This is a genomic window from Nitrosovibrio sp. Nv17 (assembly GCF_900119085.1).
GTDB lineage: Bacteria > Pseudomonadota > Gammaproteobacteria > Burkholderiales > Nitrosomonadaceae > Nitrosospira.
Map to the genome: position 1 here is coordinate 14,038 of NZ_FPIQ01000006.1, position 22,089 is coordinate 36,126.

23 protein-coding genes are annotated in these 22,089 nt (G+C 63.6%); 8 read left to right on the forward strand and 15 right to left on the reverse strand.

From position 1 onward, the window contains the following. Positions 1–255 precede the first annotated feature (255 nt). From BT108_RS04980 to BT108_RS05005, 6 genes are all read right to left on the reverse strand, one after another. Positions 256–465: a hypothetical protein gene (locus BT108_RS04980; protein ID WP_218184819.1), complete on the reverse strand. Its 210-nt coding sequence runs from the start codon at positions 463–465 to the stop codon at positions 256–258. Between the two features lie 494 nt (positions 466–959). After that, positions 960–1,664 (reverse strand): epoxyqueuosine reductase QueH, encoded by a 705-nt coding sequence (locus tag BT108_RS04985; protein WP_218184820.1) that lies wholly within the window; start codon positions 1,662–1,664, stop codon positions 960–962. Positions 1,665–1,770: 106 nt separating this feature from the next. Then, entirely contained in the window at positions 1,771–2,040 is a 270-nt protein-coding gene (locus BT108_RS04990) for a hypothetical protein (RefSeq protein WP_072293449.1), read from the reverse strand. Between the two features lie 351 nt (positions 2,041–2,391). Further along, a complete protein-coding gene (locus BT108_RS04995; protein ID WP_072293450.1) occupies positions 2,392–2,733 on the reverse strand; it encodes a hypothetical protein in 342 nt (113 codons plus the stop codon). Between the two features lie 44 nt (positions 2,734–2,777). Then, positions 2,778–3,008 carry a hypothetical protein gene (locus BT108_RS05000; protein WP_072293451.1) on the reverse strand — a complete coding sequence of 77 codons (231 nt, stop codon included), beginning with the start codon at positions 3,006–3,008 and terminating at the stop codon, positions 2,778–2,780. 225 nt (positions 3,009–3,233) lie between these two features. Beyond that, the gene (locus BT108_RS05005) at positions 3,234–3,746 is read right to left on the reverse strand and encodes a helix-turn-helix domain-containing protein (protein ID WP_072293452.1); all 513 of its coding nucleotides are present in this window, start codon (positions 3,744–3,746) and stop codon (positions 3,234–3,236) included. 228 nt (positions 3,747–3,974) lie between these two features. Here BT108_RS05005 and BT108_RS05010 point away from each other — a divergent pair, with 228 nt between their 5' ends. Together BT108_RS05010 and BT108_RS05015 are read left to right on the forward strand one after the other, a co-directional pair. After that, a complete protein-coding gene (locus BT108_RS05010; protein ID WP_072293453.1) occupies positions 3,975–4,931 on the forward strand; it encodes a YdaU family protein in 957 nt (318 codons plus the stop codon). Continuing rightward, entirely contained in the window at positions 4,921–5,604 is a 684-nt protein-coding gene (locus tag BT108_RS05015; protein ID WP_177257256.1) for a DUF6475 domain-containing protein, read from the forward strand. Before BT108_RS05010 ends, BT108_RS05015 begins: the two co-directional genes overlap by 11 nt. 20 nt (positions 5,605–5,624) lie before the next feature. Here the strand turns inward: BT108_RS05015 and BT108_RS13790 are convergent, their stop codons facing one another. Continuing rightward, positions 5,625–5,789 carry a hypothetical protein gene (locus BT108_RS13790; protein ID WP_177257257.1) on the reverse strand — a complete coding sequence of 55 codons (165 nt, stop codon included), beginning with the start codon at positions 5,787–5,789 and terminating at the stop codon, positions 5,625–5,627. 41 nt (positions 5,790–5,830) lie between these two features. Here BT108_RS13790 and BT108_RS05020 point away from each other — a divergent pair, with 41 nt between their 5' ends. Next, entirely contained in the window at positions 5,831–6,364 is a 534-nt protein-coding gene (locus BT108_RS05020) for a hypothetical protein (RefSeq protein ID WP_072293454.1), read from the forward strand. A 24-nt stretch (positions 6,365–6,388) separates the two neighbouring features. On the opposite strand, the gene BT108_RS05025 is transcribed toward BT108_RS05020, so the two are convergent. The 6 genes from BT108_RS05025 to BT108_RS05050 form a co-directional block, all read right to left on the reverse strand. Beyond that, positions 6,389–7,027: a DUF4142 domain-containing protein gene (locus tag BT108_RS05025; RefSeq protein ID WP_083566225.1), complete on the reverse strand. Its 639-nt coding sequence runs from the start codon at positions 7,025–7,027 to the stop codon at positions 6,389–6,391. 400 nt (positions 7,028–7,427) lie between these two features. Next, entirely contained in the window at positions 7,428–7,841 is a 414-nt protein-coding gene (locus BT108_RS05030; RefSeq protein WP_143142402.1) for a hypothetical protein, read from the reverse strand. Between the two features lie 279 nt (positions 7,842–8,120). Further along, a complete protein-coding gene (locus tag BT108_RS05035; RefSeq protein ID WP_072293456.1) occupies positions 8,121–8,810 on the reverse strand; it encodes an endonuclease/exonuclease/phosphatase family protein in 690 nt (229 codons plus the stop codon). 46 nt (positions 8,811–8,856) lie between these two features. Further along, complete coding sequence (locus BT108_RS05040) at positions 8,857–11,055, reverse strand: VTT domain-containing protein (protein WP_072293457.1); 2,199 nt, start codon at positions 11,053–11,055, stop codon at positions 8,857–8,859. 11 nt (positions 11,056–11,066) lie between these two features. Next, entirely contained in the window at positions 11,067–11,393 is a 327-nt protein-coding gene (locus BT108_RS05045; RefSeq protein WP_072293458.1) for a hypothetical protein, read from the reverse strand. A gap of 195 nt (positions 11,394–11,588) precedes the next feature. After that, on the reverse strand, positions 11,589–12,716 hold the full coding sequence (locus BT108_RS05050; RefSeq protein ID WP_143142403.1) for a hypothetical protein: 1,128 nt from the start codon (positions 12,714–12,716) through the stop codon (positions 11,589–11,591). Positions 12,717–12,915: 199 nt separating this feature from the next. Between BT108_RS05050 and BT108_RS05055 the strand changes: the two genes are divergently transcribed. Continuing rightward, the gene (locus tag BT108_RS05055) at positions 12,916–14,223 is read left to right on the forward strand and encodes an NAD(P)/FAD-dependent oxidoreductase (RefSeq protein WP_072293460.1); all 1,308 of its coding nucleotides are present in this window, start codon (positions 12,916–12,918) and stop codon (positions 14,221–14,223) included. Positions 14,224–14,311: 88 nt separating this feature from the next. Further along, positions 14,312–14,488, forward strand: coding sequence for an addiction module protein (locus BT108_RS14265; RefSeq protein ID WP_369816942.1), 177 nt, complete (start codon positions 14,312–14,314; stop codon positions 14,486–14,488). Positions 14,489–14,653: 165 nt separating this feature from the next. On the opposite strand, the gene BT108_RS05060 is transcribed toward BT108_RS14265, so the two are convergent. Continuing rightward, positions 14,654–15,007, reverse strand: coding sequence for a helix-turn-helix domain-containing protein (locus BT108_RS05060; RefSeq protein WP_072293461.1), 354 nt, complete (start codon positions 15,005–15,007; stop codon positions 14,654–14,656). After that, positions 15,004–15,561 carry a type II toxin-antitoxin system RelE/ParE family toxin gene (locus tag BT108_RS05065; RefSeq protein ID WP_369816932.1) on the reverse strand — a complete coding sequence of 186 codons (558 nt, stop codon included), beginning with the start codon at positions 15,559–15,561 and terminating at the stop codon, positions 15,004–15,006. Before BT108_RS05065 ends, BT108_RS05060 begins: the two co-directional genes overlap by 4 nt. 605 nt (positions 15,562–16,166) lie before the next feature. Here BT108_RS05065 and BT108_RS05070 point away from each other — a divergent pair. From BT108_RS05070 to BT108_RS05080, 3 genes are all read left to right on the forward strand, one after another. Beyond that, positions 16,167–17,396 (forward strand): exonuclease SbcCD subunit D C-terminal domain-containing protein, encoded by a 1,230-nt coding sequence (locus tag BT108_RS05070; protein ID WP_072293462.1) that lies wholly within the window; start codon positions 16,167–16,169, stop codon positions 17,394–17,396. Positions 17,397–17,405: 9 nt separating this feature from the next. Continuing rightward, the gene (locus BT108_RS05075; protein ID WP_072293463.1) at positions 17,406–20,675 is read left to right on the forward strand and encodes an AAA family ATPase; all 3,270 of its coding nucleotides are present in this window, start codon (positions 17,406–17,408) and stop codon (positions 20,673–20,675) included. 177 nt (positions 20,676–20,852) lie between these two features. Further along, positions 20,853–22,085, forward strand: a complete 1,233-nt coding sequence (locus BT108_RS05080) for an HAF repeat-containing protein (protein WP_072293464.1) — start codon at positions 20,853–20,855, stop codon at positions 22,083–22,085. Positions 22,086–22,089 lie beyond the last annotated feature (4 nt).

Sequence of the window (22,089 nt, forward strand, 5' to 3'; positions counted from 1 at the left end):
TTTGCACAGTCTTGGCAAAGCCAAATCCCGTTCCCATGCGATTTCCGTTGTTCGGGCGTCATATCGGCGCGATAGCGGCGCGCACCAACTCCGGGGGCTGCAGCACAGATATGAGCGGCAACTCCAATATTCATTTCCTTTAAGCCATCGCTGGTCGGCGCTGACGTCAGCTTCCTGCAACTAGGATTGCTACAATGATACCGGGCTTGCTTCGCTAGGCGTTTCTTAGTCGCTTGAGTGAAGTTATCCCTGTTGTTATTCTTGGTCATCGACGGCCTGCTCGGATTTGGTCGTGTGTACACATTCTAAATTTTGCCCACCGGTGGACATGTTGCCGATCTCGGCTGAAATCAAAAGCAAAGACACATACCCCGCTGCCGCAGCGATATTGCTTGAATGTCCGCCAATCGCAGCCTGCGCTTCTACGGCGAAATCAACGTCCCCAGTTCGCAGATGCTCGATCAATTTGGCCACATCCGATTGCAGGGCTGGGTCAAAAGTATTGAGCCGTCGGGTCCTACACTTGTTTCGTGGCCGTCCCTCTGGGTGCGCGCGAAAGCGCGCCGGCGCCCCGCGACCCCGATCGGTGCTGAAAGCATTTGATCCGCTTTCCCGTTTTCATGTAGGAAATATTCCGACATGAAGATTCCGCCGTTTCCTACATGCAAATCGGATGAAATCCGATTTGCCGGAACATTTCTTTCAGGGACAATGCAATCCATCAGGAAAGACGGACTGACGGGCTGGACAGGCCGTCCTGCGATGCTGAAGGGCCATCACGACAGCCAGGCAGTCCATGCTGTCGTAGTGCCTTCCACTACGCATGCTGCGTGGCGCGTATTCCGAAATCCGATTCCCTCTTGTCCGGTGGCTGGATTCATGCTCCCTCCACCGGTTCTTTTTTGAATCCCGCGTACGCCGGGTCAGCCGCCGGGCGATGCCTTGGCTGCGTGTCAGGCTCAAGTGGTATTCGTCGAGTTCGATGAATCGATTCCCGCCTGCTCCGAGGGTTTGTCCTCTGCGGCATCGAAGTGATAGAAACGGGTGCCCAGGTCGATGAGCGGCCGTCCCTGGCTTCGGCGGCGCCGATTGGTGTCACGCAGGGAGTAGACACATCCGCAGTATTCCTGCTGGTAGAATTCCTCGCGCTTGCTGATTTCGATCATGCGTGCCGAACCGCCGCCTTTCCTCCAGTTGTAATCCCAGTAGCTGAGCCCGGCATAGCGGCCCGCCGCGCGGCGTCCGCAGTCATTGATCTGCTCCATGTTCTTCCAGCGGGAGATGCCGAGGGAACTCGTGATGACGGGAAAGCCGTGTTCGAACGCATGCAGCGCGGTGCGCTCGAAGCGCATGTCGAAGCACATGGTGCAACGGATGCCGCGCTCGGGTTCCCATTCCATGCCGCGTGCCCGCGCGAACCAGTTCTCCGTGTCGTAGTCGGCGTCGATGAACTCGATGCCGTGTTTTTCCGCAAAACGGATGTTTTCATCCTTGCGCAGCAGGTATTCCGCTTCCGGGTGGATGTTGGGATTGTAGAAAAAGATCGTGTAGTCGATGCCGGAAGCCAGCATCGCTTCCATGACCTCCCCGGAGCAGGGTGCGCAGCATGAGTGTAGCAGCACCTTCTTGTGGCCCCCGGGGGGTACGAGGATGGGTCGGGTCATTGTATCCATGGGTTGCGCATCGTCGGTGGCCGCTTCGGGCCGCGAGACGGGGATTTCCGCAGGGCGGCGGATCATGGGCGGATCTTCGGCCAGCGAGGACGCAATGTCAATCAGCCGGCGTCTTGCGCCGCCCCGCAGGAAGCCCCGCATTGATCTCTATCCATTTTGCCGCCGCCAGGCATGCCGCCGCGCGCAAGGTGGGAGCGTGCGTCCTCATGTCATCGCAGCACAGGGTGAAACCCCCGGCCCGCTCCGGCGTGGCCCGGTTATAGGTCGCCTGCTCGCAGTATTCGCTCAGCCAGTCCAGTATTTCCTTGTCGGTGAGCATGAGCGGCGCCGGCTGGTGTTCGGTCCACGATTCGATCCAGGATCCCATGAAAATTCCGGTTGTCGGCGGCGGCTTGCCGGGAGTGGCCGGCCCGTGATCCGGGTATTCCATGGATCGCGAGGCGATGCTTCGGATTACACGTCCGTTTCACGGGTCGATACATTCCCATGTTACAAGTAAAACTTGTAAATGTCAACACGCTTGCAGATGTCCTGGGGGAGAAAGCAGGGTTCATCGAAGATTGCCGGGAAAGGGGCACGGATTTCCAGGAAGTATTCCTCGTCGCGATATGCGCAAGCCATGGGGGATGGATGAAATGCAACCCATCCTGCCCCCCTGATTCGCTTCACGCCATTTCGCGATGAACCCGGGGAAAACGGAGGGGGAGAATGCGGTGCGCTAGCGGTATGGAATCCGCCTGAACGGCGTTTCGCCCGACTCGCGCTGCTGTGCCTTGCCAGGGCCGTACTCGATCACGCGGCCGTCCTTCAGGATCACCGAATAATCCAGGACATCATAGAACGGTCCCGCGAGAAATGACCAGGCGGTCGTGCGCCGATCGATATAGTGCAGGGCCTCGTATTCTCCGGATTCCCCGGCGCGCTGGTAGCCATCGGGGCTGCCCACCAGTCCGATGACCTCATCCTTCGTCAATCCTTCCCTCAGCTTCGTCGTTTTAATCCCCGTGGCGCAGGAGGAAAGAATCAACATACCCAGCAGGATAAAGACAATCGATTTCATGAGGGGCTCCAGGGATCCAGATTGATGGGCTTGAAGGGAATTTTCTATTCGCCGACAGGCAGGGATTCGAGTTCCTTGATCAGCAATGCGACTTCGGCGGTCTCGGCAAGCACCTTCCTCACCGCATGCTCCAGGGTATAGCGCCGCGTTTCCGCGGCGCGCAGATGCTCCGGGAATTGCAGGATGTGTCGTTCCCGGCGGGCACGCGCCTTTTCCGAGACATGGAAGGCGAGGAGCATATCCAGATTGTCGTAGGGTGTGTCCGGTTTCTTCATCGGCGTGTATCGATCATTCTTCGGTCGCGGTTGCCCCGGACCGCGAAGACTTCCACGCTCTATGGCCCGCATGCTGCACATGGCGCTATTCTAATCGGCATGGCGGATGATTGCCATGCGTGCCGTGCATTTCCGTGGCTGCGCGATCAATCCCTGCGCCGCCTGTCGAACTTCCTCCGGTTGGGCTGGTGCCGGTGATACTGCCGCCTGTCCGCCTGCCGCCTTTCACCGTGTCTTGACTCTTGGGGGCATCCGCCGCGCAGGAAATGCCGGGGGCGGGTGAGGCGCCAAATCCGGCTTGGGCAAAGGCTTCAGATTGAGTTCCTCAGCCTCTTCCCTGGATTTGGCGGCCACCAGCGCCTTGCTGATCATGACGAGGCAGGTGATGTCGTCTTCCGACATGAGTTGCATGGCACCCACCACCTCCTTGATGAGTGCCTCCTTGGCGGGAGACTGCCCATCCACAGCGAACTTGGCCGATTTTTCCAGCACCGCGCCGTATGACACCATGACCGCCTCCACCTTATGCTCCGGCGGATGCAGAGTGGCTCCAAAAGGCATCATCGGCGGCAGCTTCAGCACCTCGGCGATCTTGTTCAAGCGTTTCCCACGGGGTTGCGTCGCGCCTGATTCCCATTGCTGCACGGCTTGCGGCGAAACACCCACCAGCTTTGCCAGCTGGGATTGATTCAGGTTCAGTTTTTCGCGTCCCTTGCGAATGATCTTGGCAATATCCATGCTCGCATGATCCTGACTCGCCAGAAAAATACCTCCGCCCTGCTCGCATCATACAAGCAAGACTTGCAGCCTGATTACAAGAATTGCTTGACTTGTACAAGTTAATCTTGTAATATCGGCTGTAAACGGCTACAGGCACCATTTTTTCAATAAAACGGTTGAGTAAATACCGAATTCGACCGAAAAACCGTACCTCCATTGCTCCAGATCCAGCCCCAAGGATTCATCATGAACTATTACGAACGCTACTGCGGCGACTACCAGCGCGATACCGCCCATCTTTCCCTGGCGGAACACGGCGCCTACACGATGCTGCTGGATACCTACTTCAGTGTCGAAAAACCCTTGCCCAGGGAGCTTCCCGCCCTTTTCAGAATCTGCAGGGCCATGACGCGGATGGAGCAACAGGCCGTGACGGCCGTCGCGGAGCAATTCTTTCCCATTTCGGAGAACGACGGTCTGCGACACAACATCCGGGCGGATCGCGAGATCGCCAAAGCCCGGCCGCGCATCGAGGCTGCAAGAGTCAACGGCAGGAAGGGGGGACGGCCGCCGCGTCACAGGCTGGCCGGCGACGAAAGCGAACCCGAGGGGTTGTCGATGGCTTCCTGCGAGCCGGAGGCAGGGATTTCCCAGCAACGTGCCGAACGGGAATCCGCCGGGAAAGCTCCCCAGCACCAGCACCAACTCCACCGGGACCGGGATGATTTCCACACACGTATCGGCGGATCGTCCATCCATCCGGCGCGCCCCCCCGATTCCTTACCGACATTCACCCATGCTTCCCGCACGGATCATGGCGATGACGGTGCCGGCGGAACTTCCCCCGGCCTGGCGGGCGCATGTTGCAGAGGCATGGCGTTGCATGGGGTACGTGCCTGCAATCCGCATCATCCGGTACTGCTGGCATTGCTGAAAGCGGGTGCCACGGAGGATGAGTTTGTCCAGGCGGCACGGAGCGCTGCTGCGAGGGGAAAGGCAAATTTTGCCTATGTCGTCGGCACCGTGCGGCGCCAGCGCGAGGAGGCGGCCAGGCTGGTGCTGCACCGGGGCCGCATGCCCAACCGGCAGGAACTTCTCGAAGCATCGAACCGGGCGGCAACCGACGAGTGGCGGCCGCCGGAGCTCAGAAACGGGAAAGCGCAGACATCGGAGCCTGAGGAGGAGGTGTCGCGTGCGGACTGACGAATTCCAGCGGTTCCAGGATGGCGTGACCGGCGTGATGGGCTTTTATGGGCGAAGCGTCTCCAATTTCGCGCTGGACGTATGGTGGGGGGCGCTCAAGGGATACGACCTGACCGCGATCGTGGAAGCGTTCAACCGGCATCTGGCAAACCCGGATGTGGGGCAGTTTCCTCCCAAGCCGGCCGACATCGTGCGCATGCTGAAGGGATCCACCCAGGACGCCGCCCTGCAGGCCTGGGCGAAGGTGGATCGTGCGATCCGGCACGTGGGAACGTATTGCGACGTCGTGTTCGACGATGCGCTGATTCACCGCGTGATCCAGGACATGGGCGGCTGGATCGCCCTGGGCGCCAGGAGCGAGAGCGAATGGCCGTTCGTCGCGAAGGAATTCGAGAACCGCTACCGCGGATTCCGCATGCGCAACGAATCCCCGGCGTATCCCGCCAGCCTGACCGGCATCGCGTCGGCCCACAACGGCCGGAAGGGTTTCAAGAGCGATCCTCCCGTGCTGATCGGAAACGAGCGGCGTGCATGCCAGGTACTGGAGGAGGGGCTCCATGCGCTGGCGTCCCCGTCCAGGGGCCGCTGCCCCGATGGAGAGCAGGAGGTGGAACCCGCGGCCGATGCCCGTACGGCGGCCGGCCGGGAAGAACAGGTGGGGGCAACCGCATGAAGCCCATGCTGCCGGCATCCTCAGCGCACCGGAATGGGCCTGAGGGGCTGGAGCATTGGGAATATGGAGACCCGGAGCAGGTTGCCGCGCGCAGACAGGCGCAATCGTGCCATGGCTGCCGCCACCAGGAAACGATCCAGCTGATATCGCAGTGCATCACGTATTGCGCCAAAGGCCGCAGGCATGGCCGGCGTTGCTCCTCATACCAGCACAAGGAGGATGAAAAATGAAATTCGGCAACCCGGAGCATGCCCTGAAATGGGCGTTCGAAACCTGCAGCACGCCGATCGTCAAGATATCCTCGATCAACGCCATGCGTGCCGCCGGTACTGTGGCAGGCTCAGCCGGAAATCCCGGACTGACCGTGCACGACCGCCATGCCCAGGCGGCATTGATACTCACCCTGTGCGAACGCGTGCTGTCGCCGCTGCACCTGGCCTACATTCGCGTCCAGTTCGGGCGGGAGGCGGGCGGGATCGCGCCGCTGGTTCAATACCTGGCAGCAGGCTTCGGGACAGGATTGCACCATCGCCGCGGCATCGAACGCATTCTCCGCGCCTACTGCGGGGAAAGGGTGGGTCTGCGCGAGATACGCCGCTCCCTCGCGTGCGGCATGCTCAAGGCGGTATCCTGCCGCAACCAGGTCTATGACCGGCTGGATGTCCTCCATGCCCAGGCCATGGACCGGCTGGCCATCGAGATGGAGGACAGGAAACTGGTATACCGTGCTGCCGATGGAACGGGGAACACGTCGGGCTGACGAGATTCCCGTTGTGGCCGCCTGTCAGCCTGGCGCGCGGTCTTCCTCTCCAGGCTGCCCATCCGGCTCGTCCAGCGCTTCCTGGATCCGCTGCGCGTCTTCGAGATGCAGGGAGAACGGCGAGAACAGGCCGTACAGCAGCACCTTCAGCTCCTCGCTGCCGGCACTGGGCATCAGCTGGTTGTCGATGGCATCCAGCACGTTCTGGTAGAGGACGATGTTGCGCTCGATATAGGCTTTGTCGAATGCCTTCCCGCTCAATGTCCTGAGCCGGGCGAGGTCGGCCTTTCCATCCATCTTGAATTCCCGGCTGATGGCGCTGGCGCGGGGCGCGAGATTGAGCCTGCCCGCCCATTCCATCATCGAATCCCTGACCCTGGCGTGTTCCTCCGCCATGCGCCGCGCGTAGTCCTGGACGGATTCCCGCTCCGAGAGGGATTGCGCCAGCCTGCCCGCTGCGATCGCGAAATCGTTCACCGTGACGACCACGTTCGCGATGCGCGCATCATCGAGGCTGGCCGTGTCGGCGTATGCCGGGCGGGACGCGATTCCCAGTGCGAACAGCAGGGCGGCCAGCGCATTCACGCTCCCCATGCCTGACCAGACGGCCAGGAGTTGGTTGACGGCACCACGCATGGGATCGATTGCAATGAATGTTCGCATATGGATTTCCTAAGGGACTCCGCCTGAATGGCGGATCATGGGAAATGATAGCATTCCCCGAGGCAGGGAATGGGTTCGATGCCGGAAGGCCTCATCGATCCATGCAGGTAATATGAAACCGGAGATCAATGCCTGGCGCCCATCACAATGATATCGGCCAGGTGAGACGGGTGGCGCCGGGCGTGACGCATGAACCGATAGATGCCGCCGATGCGAGTCATTGCGCCCTGGCGCGGGGAGTGAATAATTACCGGCTGCGGGTGCGCTTTAAAATGCCTGGTCTCGCGCTGTGAGGCGACCCATCCATCCCATCCATTTTCAGGAGGCGGCCGGGATCGGGCTTCCAGTGCCCCTCATGCGGTGATGCCTCACCGGCCATGAGGGAGCGGGGGAGTGGATTTCAGCAGAGCTCGGCCTTCGGATTCGGGGCACAGAAGGCATTCTCCGCGCACTGCACCGCCATCCGGCGATGCAGGGCGGCTTCTCTCACATGCTCCTTCGCAGACCGGTCGAGTTTGCGGATCAGCGCATCGGTATGTGCCTGGAGATCCTGGGCCCTGCGGCCGTAGAGGTAGCTTTTGGTTTCATACCGTTCAAGGAGCCGTTTCTGCTCCCGTGCCCTGGCCTGCATTTCCAGAGCCGTATCCTCGTGGAACTTTGCCCTGGCATCATGATGGTTCACGATCGCAACGGTGCGATCCATCCCCGCCTCCTTGCTCCCGCTATGCCCCGCGGCTTCCACGGGCGAGAGCAGCATCATGGCCGCGGCCATGCTCAGGATGTATGAAATGGCAAGAAATTTTCCTTTTTTCATGATCATTCCTCATTTTCAGGATCAAATCACCTTTGAGCGACGGAGCATCTCAGATGTCGGCAATTTGTTAAGAATATGTTGTCCATATGTGAAGACATTGTGAAGTCGACCGAGTTCCCTCCCGATGGATATTTCCATCGGATCGAGGCTGCGATGAACGCTGGAGCTGCAGGAACCTCAAGGGATTCGAGGGATGCAGGAGGATACGGAAGGGCAGTTCAGGGCTTTCCGGAACGGCCGGGAAGGGTCTCGGCAGGCAGAGGGCCAGGCATGCAGGCGCTAGATCTCCACGATTCCCTTGAGCGGGAGATGGTCGGAGGCGGTACGGGCGAGCCGGGTGGAATGGACCTCCACGACTCGGAGCCGGTTTCTCGGGTGCACCCATATCCGGTCCAGCGCCATGAACGGTCGCCACGCGGGGAAGGTGGCCCGGTGCGGGGCCTCGCGGAAGTGGGCGTGCAGCCGGCGCAGCGGCCGCCCCCACAGGAACCATTCGTTGAGATCGCCCATCAGCACGTAGAGGTTGGCCGACCCGATCCTGAACAGCCTGAGCAGTGCGCTTACCTGCTCGCGGCGCTCCAGCGGGCGCAGGCCGAGGTGCGTGGCCACCACCTGGATCAGGCGCCCGTTCCCCGCAAGGGTCGCGTCCAGGGCGCCGCGCGCCTCGCAGCCGGCCAGCGTGAGATCCACGCGGTCGACGTGCACCGGCGCCAGGCGGGTGAGTATCGCGTTGCCGTAGTGGCGCGTGCCGCGCACCCGGTTGGGTGCGGCGATCGCAGCCAGCCCGGTTTCTGCCGCAAGGTACTCGAGCAGGTCCGCGCCGTTCACCTCGTGGTGCTCGACCTCCTGCAGGGCGACGACGTCCGCGTCCATCTCCCGCAGCACTTGCGCGGTGCGCTCGGGCATGAAGCGGCCGTCCGTGCCGACGCATGCGTGGATGTTGTAGGTGGCCAGGCTGAGTTCACTCATCGATCCGCCTTCCGGTCGTGCGAATGCCGTTCATGGGGCCTCCGCGTCAGTCTTTGCGTATCCTCAGGCGCGTATCCCGCTGCCGTCTTTCCCATTGGAGAAAGAACCAGAAACCTGCCGCGATGGCCGCTACCGCCGCGACCAGCAGCGCGAAGGCGGCCGGTCCCGGCGTCCGGATGAGGGCTGCCAGCCGGTCGGCGAACAGGGAGATGCCCAGCATGCCGGGCAGCAGCCCCAGCGCGCTGCCCAGGATGAAGTCGCGGAAGCGGATGTGGGACGCGCCCGCCATCATGTTGATGAGGGTGAACGGCGCGACCGGCGCGACGCGCACCAGCGCCACCGCGACCAGTCCGTGGCGGCCAATGCGCCGGCTCAGCTCGCTCAGCCTCTTTCCCGCCAGCTTGCGGACGGCGCCGCGCCCCAGCGCGTGCCCCGCGCCGTAGGTGAGGGCCGCACTCGCCAGTGCGCCCAGCAGGGCATACGGGAGCCCCGGCCACGGCCCGAATACCAGGATGCAGGCCAGCACCAGGACGGTGAGTGGAAATGCCACCAGTCCGCCCGCCACGAATATCCCTATCGCCACGGCGGGTGCGGCAGGTGTCTGCGCCAGTTCGCCCGCCGCGGCGGCCAGCCTGTCCACGTCCGCCCATTCGCGCAGGGGCGACCATTGCCAGGCGGCCGCGAGGACTGCGACCGCGGCCAGCATCCCCGGCACGAGCCAGTGGCGATGGCTTGCATGCGCCGGGCGCTCTTCCGGTACGAGCTCGCCGATCCAGCCGTCGGTTTCGAGCGGCCGGTCCGGATCGACGATCTCGCTACCGGGCGTCCATGCATCTTCCGCGGCGCCGGTCGGGATTTCCAGCGGGAGCAGGGTGCGTCTGCCACCGCGCAGCGCCTCGATGGCGCGTATGAGCGATCCGGTGGCAGCCAGCCGCGCCTCGACCTCGCTCGCATCCACGCCGAGATGCTCGGCCAGGAGCCGGCTGCGGAAGGCGCGGATCGCTTCCCGTATGCGCGGGTCGTCCCCGGACTCGACGGCCAAGTCGCACTCGCTGTCCAGTCCCATGGAGCGATTGTTCAGGTTGGCCGAGCCGACCCGGAGCAGTTCGTCGTCCACGAACAGGATCTTGGAGTGCACGTTCACGCACTGATCCCCCAATCCCGGGATGCAGGGGCAATACACGCGCAGGCGGTGGTGCCGGTCCGCCGATCGCAGCATCCTCAGCAGGCGTTCCCGGAGCACGTCCATGGTGTTCTGCGAGAGCCAGCCGTCGGTGTGCTCCGGCAGCAGGATCATGATCTCGGGCCCGTCGGCTTCCTCGAGGCGCTGCCGCAGCGCGGCGCCCACGCGGGTGGAGGTCAGGTACTGCGCTTCCGTGTAGATGGCGTGGCGGGCGGCGGCGATGGCGTCCAGCAGCAGGCGTTCCACCTCGCGCGCTTCATCCTGGCCGCGGTAGCGGGGCAGGGTGCGGGCGATGGCGACGGGGATATCTTCCAGCGCGGGTGGCAGGCCGGCGGGCCAGACGGGGATCGAGGACGCCGCGCCACCGGAGACGGGAGCTTCCAGCGCTTCGCCCGTCGCCTGCTGCCAGCGCCGGCGCGCAAGTTCGCCCAGGGCGGCGGCCACGCGGCCTTCCACCATCGCCTGCACGTCGTGGTAGGGCGGGGGCACGGCCTCCGACGCGAGATCCCTGCGCAGCGGGTCGCCGGGGTCGTGACGGGACGTATCCCAGCGTCCGCGGGTCAGGTCCAGGCCGCCGGCGAAGGCTACGCGGTCGTCGATCGCGATGATCTTCTGATGATGGCAGGCGCCCACGGGATGGTGGTCGTCGAGGTGGAAGAAAAGCCGCGGATGGGCTGTCCATTTTTCCTTGTAGAGGGGCATCCACTCGCGTGCGGGGGCGAACAGCATGGTAAAGTCCCAGTCCAGCACGTGGATGCGCAGGTCGCGGTTGCGCCGCAGCAGGGCGTGCAGGAAATCGCCCAGGGCGACAGGCAACCCGTCTTCCGCGTGGGTGCGCCGTTCGCCGGGGGCGGCAGCCTCCCTGAGCAGCTCGACCCGGCTGTCGATGTCCCATCCCACGATCAGCAGCGACCGCCGGGCCGCCTTGGCCGCTTCGCGAAAGGCGCGGAAAAAATCCGCTCCGTCCACCAGGAAGGCCAGCCGCGCCGCGTGCTCGACGCGCCAGCAGTTCCGGCCCGGGACCAGGATGGGAATGGATCCGGGCGCAGCGGCCGTCGCCATCTCGGAATGCGCTAGGATCCCGTGAATCCGATCATGATCGTGGGCGGGCTGACGATGCGCACGCCGGCGCGCGCCGCCTTCAGCGTCTCGGTCAGCTCGGAGAATTCTTCCAGCCCGGCCACGGTGGCGATGTCCGTCAGCAGCTCCGGCCCGCCGGAGACGTCGATCTGCTCCGGATGGGCAGGTGGGGCGTGCGGATGCAGGGCGGCGAACAGGGAATGGTTGTAGTTCGCAGGCAGGGTGATCTCGAGCTGCTGCCCCTGGGCCAGCAATACGGGAACCGCGGCGATGGTTTCATGGCCGTGCCATGGCAGGTTGACGGGTCGCTCGTTTTCCATGGTTCACTCCTCTTTCAGGACGGGGTATGGAAGTGCATTCGCGGGGGAAGGCGCGCGTTTTCCGGGTGAAGTCGAGATATTCCCCGGTGGAGGTTTCCCCGGCAGTGCGGCGAATGCGCGTGACAGGCCTTCAATATGGAGCGGTTGCCGGCATTTTTCCGTACGCTGTCGTACAGAAGGCGCGGCGCCGGCCGTTCAGGGGCGGGCGGAACAGTCGACGACGAGAATGGTGGGGGTGTTGATCTGGCCGATGGCAAGGCGCTCGTTCGGCAGCGCCACCGCCGTGGTGACGGAGTGGCCCTGCCTCCACCCGCCTTCCCACAGCAACGTGGGGACGGCGTCGGGGCCGAGCGACCGCGCGTCGACGGCATAGACGGCGGAGGGCGAGGGGATGCGGGAGGAAACCAGCAGGTTGAGGGCGGTCAGATCCACGCGGTGCTGGCCGCCGATGAGGATGCGCTCGCCGTCGAGCCTGAGGTTGTCGGGCCGTATGGGAAGCTCGGCCGAGGCGTAGCCCCCGATCTCGCCGCTGTTCTTCGAGGCGAACCGGAGCCTGCGCTCCCAGTAGCTGGCGACGACCAGGTGGTTGCAGCCGGGGCAGGCATCGATGATTCCGTTGGCATTGCGGAAGTCCTGGTTCGCGGGTTCCAGGAGGCGCCCGTCGCGTACCTGCACGAGCGCGGGCCAGGGCGTGGGCCGCCACGGCAGCAGGCCGTACTCGTCGAAGCGGGTGACGTAGAGGCGGAAACCGCTGCCGTCGCGCACCGGCTGCAGGCTGTTGGCCCCTGCGAGCCGGCTGCCCGCATCCGCGTCGGCGGGCGCAGCGAGGCGGGCATCGACCACCTCACCGCCCTCGATGCGCAGCTGCCAGATGCGCACCGCCGCCCGCCTGCCGATGTCGGCGATGAACAGCGTCGCGGCGCCCGGCGCGTCATCGGGAACCAGCGACATGCCCAGCGGCTCGAAGGTGTGCTCCCCTTCCTTTCCTTCGGGCCGCCACGCATGCCGCGTGGACGCCGGCACGTTATCCTTCCCGACGTCGACGCTGCCCACGCGCCACTGCCCCGGCCTGCACCGGGGGGCGTCCGTGCCGTCGCAGATCTCGCGCAGGAAGAGGCGGGTGGTGGTGCCTGCCGCGTCCAGCGGCAGCACGGCGAGATCCTCGCTGCCCCCGCCCTGGAGGCCGATGACCATGGCGGGTTCCGGGGCGCAGAGCGCGCCGCCCTGCGTGACGCAGCCTGCGGCGAGCGCGGCGGCGGCGAGCACCGCCGCCGTATGCGGGATGGACGCCATGAAACGCGCCGCTGCCGGCCATGGGGACATGATCGCATTCAAGATCGTGTCCCCGGGGTGTCGTTTTCCGTTCGTCGCATGCCAGGCGTGCGCCCGTTCTGTTATCTGTCCCACGCCCGGAGAGGGAGAGGTATGCTATTTTTCACCATTATACCCATTCATCCCTGAAGCAGATGGAACGTCCGCCGTACAGGATGCGCGGCTGCCCGCCCCGGATGCGGGGTGCGGGATGAGCGAGCCGCACGGGAACCGCATCGTGGTGGTGGGCGGCGGGGTGGCGGGCCTGGAGATCGCCACGGCGCTCGGCCGCCGCGGACGCCGGCGGCAGGCGGGGGAGGCGGCGTCCGTCGTTCTCGTCGACCGGGATTCCGTCCACGTCTGGAAGCCCATGCTGCACACCATCGCCGCGGGAACGAGCGACGTCTCGCAGCAGCAGACCGCCTATGCGGCGCAGGCGCGGGATGCGGGCTTCGTCTACCAGCCGGGGGAGCTGTGCGGGCTCGACCGGGCGCGCCGCAGCGTGCGCATCGCGGCCCTGCTGGCGTCCGATGGACGCGTCATGATTCCCGAGCGATGCCTGGCCTACGACATCCTGGTGCTGGCGGTGGGGAGCGAGGCCAACGACTTCGGCATTCCCGGGGTCAGGCAGCACTGCCACATGATCGACTCGCGCGCGCAGGCGGATGCGTTCAGCCGGGAAATCCGCGTCCGCATGATGCAGTGCCTGGGCCAGGACGCCCGGCTGGACATCGCGATCGTGGGGGGCGGCGCCACCGGCGTGGAACTGGCCGCCGAGCTGGTGCACCTGACCCATGCGGCCGTGGCGTACGGGGCGCGGGAACTCGAGCGCCGCATCGGCATCACCCTGGTGGAGCGGGATGCGCGGCTGCTGGCCTCCTTTCCGCAGGACATTTCCGAGGCGACGCGGGCGCGGCTGGAAAGCCTGGGAGTGAACGTGCGGATCTCGACCGGCGTGGTCGCGGCGCGGGCGGATGGTCTTGCGCTGGAGGACGGCGGCTTCGTGCCGGCCTCGCTGCTGGTGTGGGCGGCCGGCGTCAAGGCGCCCGACTTCCTCGCGCATCTGGATGGCCTGGAGACGAACCGGAGCCATCAGCTGCTGGTCCGTCCCACCCTGCAGACGACGCGCGATCCTGCCGTCTATGCCGTGGGCGACTGCGCCAGTCTGGTGCCGGCGGGCGCCGGGCGGCCCCTGCCGCCGACCGCCCAGGTCGCGCACCAGCAGGCGCGGCACCTGATCCGCCACCTGCCGGGCGCATTGCGCGGCACGCCGGTGCCACCCTTCAGGTTCCGGGATTTCGGATCGATGGTTTCCCTGGCGGACTACGACGCCTTCGCCTCTCTGGGGAAGTTCGGCTTTTTCGAGGGCGGGACCCTGCGCGGCCGCCTGGCGCAGTTCAGCCACGTCATGCTGTACCGGCGCCACCAGTCGCGGCTGCACGGGTTCTGGCGCGGGAGCCTGCTGTGGCTGGTCGACTGCCTCAATTCCCGGCTGCGGCCCTCGATCCGGCTGGACTGATGCGTCTATCCCGCCTTCGCGGCTCCTTCCTTCCTGGACATTTTTCCTGCATGTCAGGGACATCCATGAAGTCGCCGACGAGGAAGATATCAGGAAACGGACACCAGCTCGGAAACTGGAATTGCTGGAGCCGATTTCCGAAAGCCTGGAACAGGACGAGATGCCTGTGTCGTCCGATGCCAGGGCGGAGGTGGAATCCCGCCTGAAGACCTGTGACGAGAACAGAAAGACAACTCTGCCGTGGGGGCGCGCAGCGCCAGCCTGAGCCTTGAGGATCACGCCTGCCGCTTCGACGATTGAGTGATGCCGCGCAGATGTCCGTGAGCGGCGGGAAACGGTTCCGGATATGGGGGTTCTTGCAAACGTGAATCGAGTAACCCTTCATCGCGCACTTAATAAGATTTATTGATCCAGACCCTCAATGGAGGGTTTATGCTGAAGCGTGGGCCAGGGCTCCCAGGCGAATGATATTTCGCCGCGAAGGCTTTTTGCCGTGTTCTCTGATTACGATATCGACCTCATAACCAAGCTTGGTCAGCATGCGCATAAGACGTTCTACTGAGATGTCCCGAAAATGTCCCTTCAGCAGACGTGACACATCCGGTTGACTAAGCCCCATGCGTTTTGCTGCAACGGTTTGTGTCATTTTCTGCGCATGGATGACATCCTGAATACGACTCACCAGGCCAGCTTTAAGCAGGTGTGTCTCAGCATCGACATAACCGAGGTCTGCGAAAATGTTTTCAGACCCGCGCATGATAGTGTTTTCAATATCCTGAGTCATGATTTTTTCCCTTTTTCGAGTTGAAGCCTGTAATCGGCTTCAGCTGCTTTAAATCTCCGTTCAATCAGTTTCATGTCTTCAACCGGTGTTTTAGTTCCACTTTTCGATTTCTTCTGAAAAGCGTGCAGTACGTAGATTGCCGTTGCGAATTTCACTGTATAGACAGCGCGAAACGTATCCCCCATCTCGTTGGTTACAATTTCAAGGACCCCAGCTCCGCCGAAACCCTGAAGCGGTTTGGCAGTGGTGGTTTTTCCGCCTGTTTGAGCCTGGTGCAGCGCATAACCCATTTCATCTTTGACCGCATCGGGAAAAGCGCGGAAATCCTTGAAACTCGAGCCGACCCACTTCACGGGTTTTATCGTTTTCCTAGGGCCTGCTAACACTTGTTTCATGCTCGCGACGGTGACGGATTTCAGTTGGAACGAGGCGCGAGCCGTGCAGCAGAGCAGGCTCTGCAAACGGCGAGTAACGATGGGCCGGGTGAAATTCCGTCCCGTCCCTGCGGGTTGCGCACGAAAAAACGCGAGTGCGGCGTTGCAAAGCTTGGCCATAGCCAGCTATGCCCTGCGCTTTGCGCCTTGCCCTCGCGCTTTTCGCACAGCAACGCGACCACGAAACAAGTGTTAACAGGCCCTAGCTTCCTGCATCTCGATAATATGGTGGAACCACCATAAAGTGTCAAGGGAAGAATATCTCCTGCCAATATTCGTAGCCTATAAAAACAAGGCCGTTTCTTATGAGGATGATTCCACATCCAGCAGATGGTCGTACATCGGACCTCGGTCAGGCTGTTCCGATGATATATTAGGACAACCCTCATGACACGCAGCCCGGTGGAAGTGTGCGACACAGGCGTTCCGCTGCTGCGTTTCTTGGGTTTGCCGATGATATGCCCGGGACTGCGAATGACGTTCGGAGGACAGCGAAAAATCGATCTCGATACCCAGCGCTCAACATTCGTGTTTGGCGGCGTCGTGCAGCGGAGACCAGACCGTCGCTCGTTGCCGGACTGGCCGTCGCATATGGAACCGATCCCATGGCGTTCGAGGACGAGTCATTCGTGACGAGGTAGCGAAAGGATGTGCATTGCGTGTGAATCCGGTGCGGCGGGCGCGGGGCCTGTCGAAGCAGGATCCATGATGATCGGGGCGCCCCGATGAGAATCCTGCACACCTCCGACTGGCACATAGGCCGGACCCTCCATGGCAGGAAGCGCTACGAGGAATTCGAGGCCTTCCTGGACTGGCTGGCGGAAACGATCCAGAGCACCGAAACCGCCGCCCTGATCGTGGCCGGCGACGTCTTCGACAGCAGCGCCCCGAGCAACCGCGCCCAGCAGCTCTACTATCGCTTCCTGTGCAGGGTGGCGGCTTCCTGCTGCCGCCACGTGGTGGTCGTCGCGGGGAACCATGATTCCCCTTCGTTCCTGGATGCCCCGCGGGAGCTGCTGAAGGCTCTCGATGTCCACGTCATCGGCAGCGCGTGCGAATCCCTCGAGGACGAGGTCCTGGTGCTTCGGAACGGGCGCGGTGAAGCAGAACTGATCGTCTGCGCCGTGCCCTACCTGCGTGACAGGGACATCCGCGTGGCGGAAGCCGGCGAGAGCGTCGAGGACAAGGAGCGGAAATTGCTCGACGGCATCCGCAGGCACTACGCCGCCGTCGCCGCGCTGGCCGAACGCAGGCGCGGGGAGCTTGGCGCCGGCATTCCCATCGTGGCCACCGGCCACCTGTTCGCCGCCGGCGGCGAAACCGTCGAGGGCGACGGCGTGCGCGACCTCTACGTGGGCTCGCTGGCCCACGTGGCCACGGGGATTTTCCCAAGGTGCATCGACTACCTGGCGCTGGGGCACCTCCACGTCCCGCAGCGGGTGGGCGGCTCCGACGCCATGCGCTACAGCGGTTCCCCGCTGCCCATGGGGTTCGGGGAAGCCGGGCAGCGCAAGAGCGTCTGCCAGGTCGAATTCCGCGGCACGGCGGCGTCCGTCCGGCTGATCGAGGTGCCGCTGTTCCAGGCGCTCGAACGCGTCAAGGGAGACTGGAGCGGCATCTCGGCGCGGATTCGCAGCCTGTCCGCGGCCGATTCGCAGGCGTGGCTCGAAGTCGTCTACGAGGGCGAGGAAGTCGTGGGCGATCTGCGTGAGCGCCTGGACGCGGCCCTTGCCGGCAGCCGCATGGAGATCCTCCGGGTGCGGAACAACCGCATCGTCGATCGCGTGCTCGGAAGAATCCATGAGGAGGAAACGCTGGACGATCTCGGCGTGGACGAGGTGTTCGAGCGCTGCCTGGCTGCGCACGCGGTGCCCGAAGAACAGCGGCCGGCCTTGATCCATGCCTATCGGGAGACGCTCGCGTCCCTCCATGACGAAGACATGCGAGCGGAATAGAAGGGCGCGATGCGGATACTGCAGATACGGTTCGGGAATCTGAATTCCCTGGCGGGCGAGTGGGAAATCGACCTGACGCACCCGGCGTTCGCCTCCGACGGCATCTTCGCCATCACCGGCCCGACCGGCGCCGGCAAGACGACCCTCCTCGACGCCATCTGCCTGGCCCTCTACGGACGGACACCCCGGCTGAGCAAGGTGACGAAGGGCGGGAACGAGATCATGTCCCGCCAGACCGGGGAATGCTTCGCCGAGGTGACGTTCGAGACACAGGCGGGCCGTTTCCGCTGTCACTGGAGCCAGCGCCGGGCACGCAAGAGATTCGATGGAGAGCTTCAGGCTCCGAAGCACGAGATCGCCGATGACGTATCGGGCCGGATTCTGGAATCGAGTGTCAGGGGCGTCGCCGGCCGGATCGAAACGGCCACCGGCATGGATTTCGACCGCTTCACCCGCTCGATGCTGCTGGCGCAGGGAGGCTTTGCCGCCTTCCTGCAGGCTTTGCCGGATGAGCGGGCGCCGATCCTGGAACAGATCACGGGCACGGAAATCTACAGCAGGATATCCATGCGCGTCCATGAGCGCCAGCGCGAGGAACGGGAAAAACTGCATCTGCTCCAGGCTGAAACGGCAGGCATCCCGATCCTGGATCAGGTGCAGGAAAACGAGCTTCAACAGGAGCTGGCGTCGAGGCGGAAGGAAGAGGCCGATCTAGCCGCGCGATCGGCGGAGACGGGCAGGTCCGTCGCATGGTTGAAGGCGGTGGAGGGGCTGAGGCAGGAGGTCGGCGGCCTGGCGGCGGAAGCGGGCGCGCTGCAAGGCGATGCCGACATTTTCAAGCCGGAGCGCGCCCGGCTCGATCGCGCAATCCAGGCAGCGCTGCTGGAGGGCGCATACGCCACGCTCACAGCCATCCGCAGCCAGCAGGCGCAGGATCGCGAAGCGCTGAAGGCCGGGGATGAGGCCCTTCCCCAGCTGGAGTCCTCCACCCGGGAACATGCCGAATCATTGCAATCGGCCGAGCAGCAACTCGCCGCGGCCAGGGCGGCACGGGAAGCCGCCGCGCCGCTCATCAGGAAGGTGCGCTCCCTCGACCAGACACTTGCCGATCGGAAAAAGGCTGTTTCGAAGGATGAAGCCGCCTGCGAAAAAGATGCCGCACGCATCGATGCGGATCGGCAGGCCAGGCTCAGGGAGCAGCAAAAACGCATCGATGCGGAAAAGAACCTGAAGGTGGCTGCAGATTATCTCAGGGAGCATGCGCAGGATGCGTGGCTGGTCGGCGGCCTGGCGGGCGTCGAGGAGCAGCTGGGCGGCCTGCTCTTGCTGCAGGACGAAGTGGCCCGCAAGGCGGCCGCTGCGGAGAAGGCCGCGGCGGCGTTGGAGCAGGCGGCAGGAAAACTCGCCGGGTGCCGGAAACAGTCCGGCACCCGGAGGCGGGAGCTGGAGGCTGCCGCGGAAAGACTGCGGCAGGGAAAGGATTTATTGGGTCGCTTGCTGGAGGGGCGGCTGTTGCGCGAGCATCGCGCCGAGAAGGAGGCCTTGCTTCGCGAAATGGCCTTTCTGACCAGGATAGCGAAGCTCGAAGGCCATCGGGCCCATCTGGAGGATGGGAAACCCTGTCCCCTTTGCGGTGCGACGGCGCACCCGTACGCGGCCGGCAACGTTCCTGTTCCCGATGAAATCGAGAGGAAGATCGCGGCGCTCACCAGTCGGATAGGCCAGGCCGAGGGCCAGGAAAACGTTATCCGGGGGCTGGAAGCGGCCGAAGCCACGGCCCGTGCAAATCTGGCGGACGCCGAAAAGCAGGAGGCACTGGCGATCCATGGCGAAAAAGCGGCCGGGCAGGCCCTTGCCGAACTGAAGGAAGGGCTGGAAAACCGGCGTGCCGATTTTGGCGGACGCAGGCTCGCCGTCTCCGCCAAGCTCCTGCCGCTGGGCATCGCGGAGATTCCGGACGCCGGCGTGGCGACGCTGCTGGAGTCGCTGCGTGAGCGCCTCGAGGCATGGCAGGCGCAGATCGGGAAAAAGGCCGAGATCGAGAAACTGATTGCGGGTCTCGACAGCGAGACGAGGCGCCTGGATGCAGTCATCGAAACTCAAGGCACTGCATTGAACGAAAAACGGGAACATCTGGCGTCCCTCAAAAAGGATTACGCCGCCGGATGCGATGAGCGGAAGGAATTGTACGGCGATAAAAATCCTGATGATGAAGAGCTTCGTTTGAACAAGGACGTTTCCGCGTTGGAGGAGGCGGAAAGGAAGGCCAGAGCCCTGCACCATGATCTCCAGCAGAAATTGAATACGGCAAGGACTCAAGTCGAGTTGCTGAAAACGCGCATCGACCGGAGAGCCCCGGAACTGCGGGCACTGGAAGCCGGATTCACGGCAGCGCTTGGCTCGACGGGCTTTCCGGATGAAAAGGAATTTCATGCAGCGAGGCTCGGTGTCGAGCAGAGGGACGCGCTGTCCGCAAAGGCAAGAGAACTGGACGAACGGCAAGCGGACCTGCAGGCGAGAAGAAAGGACAGGGAAGCGCGCCTGGCCGCGGAAGCTGCCAAAAGGATCACCGACAGATCGCTGGAGGCGCTGGAAGCGGAACTCGGGGGTGGCGAGGAATCCTTGAGACAGCTGCGGGAAGCCATTGCCCGCGTCCGGCACAGGCTGGACGAGAATGCTGCCGCCAGGCAGCGGCTGGAGGCGACGCAGGCGGCGATCGAGGCCCGCAAAACGGAGTGCCGCCGCTGGGAAAATCTCCATGAACTGATCGGCTCGGCGGACGGAAAGAAGTATCGCAATTTTGCCCAGGGGCTGACGTTCGAGATGATGGTGGGCCATGCCAACCGGCAGCTCCGGAAAATGAGCGACCGCTATCTGCTGATCCGCGACGACGCCCAGCCGCTGGAGCTCAACGTGATCGACAACTATCAGGCGGGCGAGATCCGATCCACGAAGAACCTGTCCGGCGGCGAGAGCTTCATCGTCAGCCTGGCGCTGGCGCTGGGGTTGTCCCACATGGCCAGCAGAAACGTCCGCGTGGATTCGCTGTTCCTGGACGAAGGCTTCGGCACGCTGGATGAAGAAGCGCTGGATACCGCACTGGAAACGCTGGGGAATCTGCAGCAGGACGGCAAGCTGATCGGGGTGATTTCGCATGTGCCGACGCTCAAGGAACGCATCGGCACCCGGATCGTGGTCACCCCGCTCGCCGGCGGAAGGAGCGAGATTTCGGGGCCGGGCTGCGGGAGGAGAAATCCGGCGGTTCAGGTGTCGATATAGTTGCGCAGCACGCCCACTGCCCCGGAATTTCCCCCCTGCTGCGCCTCTGGGGGGACGACGATCGGATGGATGCGGGATTCCCGGCTGTATAGGCTATTCGACTCCTTTACTTTTCTCCTGCTCAGTTTTAATCTGCGCTTGAACGATAATAATTCTTATTTTCATGGAGGGAAAACGATGAAAGCCGCCGGTAATTCCAGCATTCGCAGCCTCATGTCCGCGGCAGCCCTGGGCATCGGGCTGTGCCTTGTCCCGCCTGCCTATGCAGGTTACTTTCTTTCCCCTGTCTCGCTGGGTTTCCCTGCCTATGCAGGTTATTTCATCCTGGATTCCAGCGGCAAGGTGCTCGCCGATTTCAAGCTGGAGGGGGATCACAGCGGCGCCTACGCCATCAACGACGCCGGACAGGTGGTGGGAGAGTTCCGCACGGCTGCAGGCGACTATCACGCCTTCATCACCGGCGCCAATGGCGCGGGCATGACCGACCTCGGGACGCTGGGGGGACGCGGCAGCGTCGCCACTGCCATCAACGGTGCAGGGCAGGTGGCGGGGTGGTCCGGCACGGCCGCAGGTGATGTCCGTGCCTTCATCACCGGCCCCAACGGCGTGGGCATGACCGATCTCGGAGCGCTGGGGGGAAGGTACAGCGCCGCCTACGGCATCAACGATGCCGGGCAGGTGACGGGGGAGTTCCGCATGGCTGAGAATCCAGGTTACTTTCATGCCTTCATCACCGGCCCCGGTGGCGCGGGCATGACCGACCTCGGGACATTGGGAGGGCGTGAGAGTTTTGCCCGTGACATCAACGACGCCGGACAGGTGGTGGGAACGGCCGCCACGGCTGTAGGCGGCTTTCACTCCTTCGTCACCGGCCTTGATGGCGTGGACATGACCGATCTCGGGACGGGGGGAGGAAGGTACAGCTTGACCATCAACGACGCCGGGCAGGTGGCGGGAACTTACTACAACGCGGCTGTAGGGGGGTGGGGTGCCTTCATTACCGGCCCCGACGGCGTGGGCATGACCGACCTCGGGACGCTGGGGGGAACGCAGAGTACCGTCGGTGCCATCAACGACCTCGGACAGGTGGTGGGGCACTCCTTCACGGCCGCGGGCGACGCTCACGTCTTCATCACCGGCCCCAACGGCGTGGGCATGACCGACCTGAGTCTGCTGGCCGAATTGCCGGCCGGATATGTTCTGGTGCATGCAATCGACATCAACAACAAAGGGCAGATTCTCGTCGCCGTCTCTGCGGTCCCCGAGCCGGAGGCCTACGCCCTGATGCTCGCGGGCCTGATGCTGATCGGGATTCTGGCGCCGCGCCGGAAACCGGGCGCGGCATCGGTGGCGGATTTCGGCCGGGCGTGGGCGATCGGAGCGAAGAAGCCGCAGAATTACGTTAAATGACCGC